Origin of the sequence: Geobacillus sp. ZGt-1 (genome assembly GCF_001026865.1) — a bacterium.
Lineage (GTDB): Bacteria > Bacillota > Bacilli > Bacillales > Anoxybacillaceae > Geobacillus > Geobacillus thermoleovorans.
Genome location: NZ_LDPD01000010.1, coordinates 35,786 through 41,792, shown reverse-complemented (window position 1 = coordinate 41,792; position 6,007 = coordinate 35,786). Strand labels below are relative to the sequence as shown.

The window sequence follows — 6,007 nt, the reverse complement described above, 5'->3', positions numbered from 1 at the left end:
GCGCGGAACGAGGCGGCCGGTGCGGATTTTGTCGTCGAGCCACTGAAATAAAGATACTGCCGTTGCCGGCCGTCCGGTCTTTCCAAGAAGAAACAAAAGGACATACGTTTGCCAAATGAACGGCGCCGTCTCCCATAAATACCCCCGCGGCACTGGCCAGCCTGCTTCGGTCGGAAACAGTGACGGAACGATGCCCGCCTGGTAAAAATCAGCACAAATGCGGCGCACGGTTTGGTTCGGATAAAGCGGAAACGTCCGCCGCCATTGTTTTTTTCGTTCGAGCCATCGCTCCCAAAACTCGGATGGAAGCGGCAGCGGGCAGGGGGCCATCCAATCGGGGAACGAAAACGACGAAAGCGGAATCGAATCGACCGCGGCCAATGTTCGCTGCACCGATAGCGGCAACGGGCGAAAAAGACGGATAAAGCGTTTCGTCTCTGGACTGTAGTACCATATATGTGGAACGACTGAATGTGGAGCGCGATGGGCAAACAACCATTGAAACCGGGAGAGCTGCACTTCCCCCGAATATTTTGGCGAACGCCGCAAATGATGGGCTCCTAACACCCACAACGGGCGGATGCCAAGGAGACGGTAGCCGTCATTGCGTTCGCGAAACAGCGATTCATCGATCGTGGAACATTGGTATTCGAGGGCATAAAGGTGTGGGCCATGGCGGAACAATACGTCAGGACGCTGCTTGATGGCGGGCAAATACGGCTCGAGCTTCGCCTCCATGCCTTGGCGAATGAGCCACGCGAACAAGTCTCGCTTCCCAGTTAAGTGACGCTCCGACTCCGGTTCGTGCTCGACCGGGCAGGCCGCCCCTTTTCGATGGGCGAAATGCGGCAAACGGTAGCGGCCCGACCGGAGCACCACTTCTTGACGGCACGCGGGACAAAAAAACGGTTCCTGTCGTTTCAGGCGCATCAGCCCCTCTCGTTCCCATCTTTCCGCCCCGGCAAGCGAAACCGTCCTGCCATCAGCGGCGAGAGCGACAAACAACATGATCACTTCCTTTCCAGTAAAAAATAGTTGTCCGTGAGCGGGAACAGCTGGAATTGTTCTCTGCTGCCCCCCTTCACCGTTCGGTTCTTCCCTTTTATTCGTTGACCATCGCCGGTTTTCCTGCCCAAAGCCAAACTGCGTCGAAAAAAGTCCGCCGATTCGGCGGACTGGCGTTTACAAGCGGTTGGTTACAACAGAGGCGACAACAGCCGGGAGACCGATTCAGCGATACGCACCCGGAACGGGCGCTGTTGAAACTGTTCGTAGTCGATCATGGAAGCGTGGCGAAAATCTTCCAAAAAGTCGCGGACGAGTTTATGAATGCTGTCGGTATAATACAAAAAGGCGTTCACTTCAAAGTTTAAATGGAAACTGCGCATATCCATGTTCGCCGTGCCGATCGAGGCGAGCTCGCCATCGACGACGATGACTTTGCTGTGCAAAAACCCTTTCTCATACTCGTAAATTTTCACCCCAGCCTCGAGCAGCTCGGGAAAATACGAGCGCGAAGCGTAAAAGACAATTTTTTTATCCGGACGCTTTGGCGCCAGCAGGCGAACATCGATGCCGCTTAACGCCGCCACTTTGAGCGCCGTCAAAATGTCTTCATCCGGCACAAAGTACGGCGAGGCAACCCAAATCGACCGTTTGGCCGACGTAATCATGGCAAAATACAGCTGTTTGATCACTTCCCACTTTTGGTCCGGACCGCCGGCAATGAGCTGCACCCCGCCTTGCCCTTCCTCGACGATGAGCGGCGGCGACAAATAGTCCGGCGTCAACAAGCGTTCTCCCGTCATGTAATACCAATCTTGCAAAAAAATGAGCTGGAGCGTCCGGACGGCTTCACCGCGGATCAATAAGTGCGTATCGCGCCAAAATCCGAAATATTTGTTTTTTCCTAAATACTCATCTCCGATGTTCAGCCCGCCGACAAAGCCGACGCCTCCATCGATGACAATGATCTTTCGGTGATTGCGGAAATTGATTTGGTTGCTTAAAAACGGGAGGCGCACTGGTGAAAACGGGATCATCTCGACTCCAGCCGCGCGCAGCTCCTCGATATAGGCGTTTGACAACTTCCAACTTCCAACGGCGTCGTACAAAAAACGGACGCGCACACCTTGACGCGCTTTTTCCATCAAGACGCGCTTCAACTGTTGGCCGATTTCATCATGACGGACAATATAATATTCTAAATGAATATGGTGTTCCGCTTTTTCCAGTTCAGCAAAAATAGAAGAAAATGTCTCCTCTCCGTTCGTCAACACCGCCGTCTGCGAAGCAAGTGAAACCGGATGCTGGCCGATGCGATAAGCAAGGCGCAAAAGCGGACGCTGATGGGGCGCCATCGGCAGCCGCTCGACGGCAATCGGCGACGGCTCTTGAAACTTGAGCAGCACCGCCTCATCAAAATCGGCTTTCTTTTTATAGCGCCGTTGTTGCCAATAGTTGCGTCCGAACAATAAATAAAACAAAAAGCCGACAATCGGAAAGCTCCCCAGCACCGCCAGCCAAGCGATCGTCTGCGCCGGCTTTCGATTCTCAAGAGAAATGACCAGCGCAATAAAGATGACGGAACAAGACATCAATACGCTGAAAAGACCAAGCAGCTTCCCTTCCCAAAACCCGTTCGTCAATGCCAGCAACGCGCCGACAATGACGACGAGAATCGCCACTCTCGATGTGTTTCGCAACAAAACCCCTCCACCCGGCTCTTCATGATGGCCGTTTTTCTTCCGCTAACGTAGAAAACGCCGATTTCTGGCGGCGAAATCGGCGGAATGGAAACATTATAAGGCTGGAAAATACGTTTTGATCGTTTCGAGTGCATTGTCGCCCATAATTTCAGTCCCGTATTCTTCAAGTCGATAAATCGTCAGCTGGGAATCGCTTCCGTATTCCAACAGAAGGCTGAGCATATTGTCCACTTCCTGCTCGGTGTAGCGCTCGTCAAACTCCACGAACAAGTAATAGCGGCCTTCAAATTGGAACAGGCGATTCGACAACCGAGAGAAGTCAGCGCGATGGGCCAAGGAAATGACATCCTCGATATCCTTGAACGAAAGGATGAATTGAAGGACATCTTGCTCTTCTCTCTCCTCGGCGTCCCCGTTTTGACCAAAGTGGAAATGGTGGCCGAACAGCGATTCCACCTTTTCACCAGCTGACAGCGAAAACTCGCGCCATTTCTCTTCTGGAAGCGGCAGCTCGAGCTTGCTTCCGTCTTTGGACAACTGCGCTTTCGTCACGACGACTTCAAGCCCTTTTTCGAGCGCCTGCACTTGGATCCAAAGCGGGCCATCGAGCGAAAAATCGCTTTCCCCGTGAACTTCATCCATCATTTCCCAAAATAATTCTTCGCTTCGTTCCCGATTGTACCAAATTTCCTCGCGGTCAAAGCCGCGCTCCTCTATATCAACATAGGAAATGTAGAACTTCACCGTATGTTCATTGATGCGTTCGATTTCCATTTCTCAACTCTCCCTTCTAAAACAGAGAAATAAAAAAGGAAGGGATTGTGCCCCTGAAACTATTTAAATCAAAACTTATGATCTTGTACTTTTATTTTATGATAAAAAGCGAAAGAAGGGAAATAAAAAAACGCATTTTTAAAAATTGGTTATGAAACCGGCCATGCCCTACTATAATGATGATGAACACGGACGGAATGAGGGACGCCTATGGTGGATGAATACATCGTTTCCATCTTGCTGATTATCGGCATTGATGTCATTCTTGGCGGGGACAATGCGGTTGTCATTGCGCTGGCAAGCCGCAACTTGCCGGAACAAAAGCGGAATGTGGCCATCATTGTCGGCACCGCGCTGGCGATCGCTGTTCGCATTGTCTTGACGGTGGCCGTCGTTTGGCTGTTGACGATTCCGTTCTTGCAGCTCGCTGGAGGCGTCGTCCTCTTTTGGATCGCCTTGAAACTGATCGGGCAAAAAGACGAAAAACCGACTATGATCAAAGCCGAACCGTCGCTTTGGAAAGCCATCCAGACGATCGTCGCCGCCGATGTCGCCATGGGTCTTGACAACGTCATCGCCATCGCTGGAGCGGCTCAAGGCCATATCGGACTTGTTGTGTTCGGTTTTCTCTGTTCCGTTCCTATCATCATTTTAGGCAGCAAAATCATCCTTTATGCCATGGAACGGTTCCCGATTCTCATTTATGCCGGCGGCGCCCTCTTGGCGTACACCGCTGGAAAGATGATCGCTGCCGAAGAGCGGTTGCGCCCGTTTTACCCCCCGAATGGGGAGGCGCTGTTTCCAATGGCGGCGGCCGTTCTTGCCGTTTTGCTCGGCTTGGCGGCCCACCGCCGGTCGCGCGCCGCATAAAGCAAATGATAAAAAACTTCTACATGGCAGACCATGTAGAAGTTTTTTTATTACCCGTTCACCAGCCGCTGCGCTTCACGAAGCTGATACGCCCGCACTTTGCGCGGCAGAAAGCGGCGGATTTCATCTTCGTTGTAGCCGACTTGAAGCCGCTTTTCATCAATGATGATCGGCCGGCGCAAAATGCCTGGGTTTTTTTGAATGAGTTCGTACAAATCTTGCAGCGGCAACGTTTCCAAGTTGATGTTCAGCTTTTGGAACACTTTTGAACGGGTCGAAATGATTTCATCCGTCCCCGTTTCCGTCATCCGNAAAATTTCTTTAATCTCCTCGACCGTGAGCGGTTCGGAGAAAATATTGCGCTCGACATAAGGAATATTGTGCTTCTCGAGCCACGCCTTCGCCTTCCGGCATGACGTGCAGCTCGGTGATGTGTATAGCTTGACCACTTCGATCACTCCTTTTGACAAGGAATCCCTTGCTTCCCTCGTCCGTCAGACGACAGACGTGCACCGCTATGCCGGTTTGACGTCTGACAGCATAGCGACACGGCCTGGACGCCAGTCTGGCGATCAGCCGCTTTGCCAATCGTTTGCAAATTGAAATGACTTTAACATGATATATTATACAATACATCGGCCAAGAAAGATATAGTTTTTCGATGATAAATGCAATTTTCTTTCCTCTTCCAAAGTAAAGGCAAATCCTCTACAATCAAAGTAGAAAAGGAAAAGGGAGGAAGAACCGATGGCCGGCTATTTCATCGACTTTGCCATTGCTTCGGCATTGATCGTCGTCCTCACCGCATTGATGGGAAACATCAGCAACACGATCGGAGAGCGGATGTTCGGCCGAAACAAAAGTGGAAAGCATGTCGAGGCCTCTCGCCGCATCCAACAAGGATGGAAAGTCGTCGGGGGAAAAAAATAACGCGCCAAGACAGGCGCATAGGTGGGCGCCGCCTCTTTCACCGTTCGCATCATGCGGCGATGAAGGAGCGGCGCTCTTTTCTATTCTGCTAGGCATACATCGCCCGATACCGCTTATACTCTTCCTCCGAACAAAGCACAAAATGGCCAGGCGTAATTTCACGGAATTCAAGTTCCTCTCCATCTTTGTAGCCATGTTGCGCCGGGTCGTAAACGATCCGCTTGCGCGTCCGCTCCGTTTCCGGATCCGGAAGCGGAATGGCCGACAAGAGCGCCTTCGTGTATGGGTGGATCGGATTGCGGTACAGCTCTTCCGATTCAGCGAGCTCGACCATTTTCCCGAAATACATGACGCCGATCCGGTCGCTGATGTATTTGACCATCGACAAGTCATGGGCAATAAACAAGTACGTCAACCCTTTTTCACGCTGCAGGCGCTTCAATAAGTTCACGACTTGCGCCTGAATGGAAACGTCAAGCGCCGAAATCGGCTCATCGGCGATGATGAATTCCGGCTCGACGGCAAGCGCCCGGGCGATGCCGATCCGCTGGCGCTGACCGCCGGAAAACTCATGCGGGTAGCGGCTGGCATGCTCGCGGTTCAAGCCAACCGTCTCAAGCAATTCATACACGCGTTGCATCCGTTCTTCTTTCGTTTTCGCCAGCCCATGGATGTCGATGCCCTCAGCGATAATATCCGCGACCGTCATCCGCGGATTCAACGAC

Annotated in this window: 7 protein-coding genes and 1 pseudogene; 2 read left to right on the top strand and 6 right to left on the bottom strand. The window is 52.0% G+C overall.

Translation table 11 applies throughout. The features are described 5' to 3' along the window. The 3 genes from VU18_RS03485 to mecA form a co-directional block, all read right to left on the bottom strand. Positions 1 to 1,008, bottom strand: a 1,008-nt coding sequence (locus VU18_RS03485) for a competence protein CoiA (protein WP_236687268.1), incomplete at its 3' end; no start/stop codon positions are given. 188 nt (positions 1,009 to 1,196) lie between these two features. Beyond that, positions 1,197 to 2,705, bottom strand: coding sequence for a cardiolipin synthase (gene cls, locus VU18_RS03480; protein WP_011230321.1), 1,509 nt, complete (start codon positions 2,703 to 2,705; stop codon positions 1,197 to 1,199). Positions 2,706 to 2,801: 96 nt separating this feature from the next. After that, positions 2,802 to 3,482, bottom strand: a complete 681-nt coding sequence (gene mecA / locus VU18_RS03475) for an adaptor protein MecA (RefSeq protein ID WP_011230320.1) — start codon at positions 3,480 to 3,482, stop codon at positions 2,802 to 2,804. Positions 3,483 to 3,692: 210 nt separating this feature from the next. On the opposite strand from mecA, the gene VU18_RS03470 reads away from it, so the two are divergent. Continuing rightward, the gene (locus VU18_RS03470) at positions 3,693 to 4,352 is read left to right on the top strand and encodes a TerC family protein (protein WP_014195176.1); all 660 of its coding nucleotides are present in this window, start codon (positions 3,693 to 3,695) and stop codon (positions 4,350 to 4,352) included. Positions 4,353 to 4,402: 50 nt separating this feature from the next. On the opposite strand, the pseudogene spx reads toward VU18_RS03470, so the two are convergent. Together spx and VU18_RS19065 are read right to left on the bottom strand one after the other, a co-directional pair. Beyond that, positions 4,403 to 4,663 (bottom strand): annotated as a pseudogene (gene spx, locus VU18_RS03465) (transcriptional regulator Spx); the annotation flags it as partial. 1 nt (position 4,664) lies between these two features. Further along, positions 4,665 to 4,801 (bottom strand): glutaredoxin domain-containing protein (locus VU18_RS19065; RefSeq protein WP_304413646.1); only part of this gene is annotated, 137 nt, incomplete at its 3' end. A gap of 298 nt (positions 4,802 to 5,099) precedes the next feature. Between VU18_RS19065 and VU18_RS03460 the strand changes: the two genes are divergently transcribed. Beyond that, on the top strand, positions 5,100 to 5,282 hold the full coding sequence (locus VU18_RS03460; RefSeq protein WP_011230317.1) for a hypothetical protein: 183 nt from the start codon (positions 5,100 to 5,102) through the stop codon (positions 5,280 to 5,282). An 88-nt stretch (positions 5,283 to 5,370) separates the two neighbouring features. On the opposite strand, the gene VU18_RS03455 is transcribed toward VU18_RS03460, so the two are convergent. Then, positions 5,371 to 6,007, bottom strand: a 637-nt coding sequence (locus tag VU18_RS03455) for an ABC transporter ATP-binding protein (RefSeq protein ID WP_236687267.1), incomplete at its 5' end; no start/stop codon positions are given.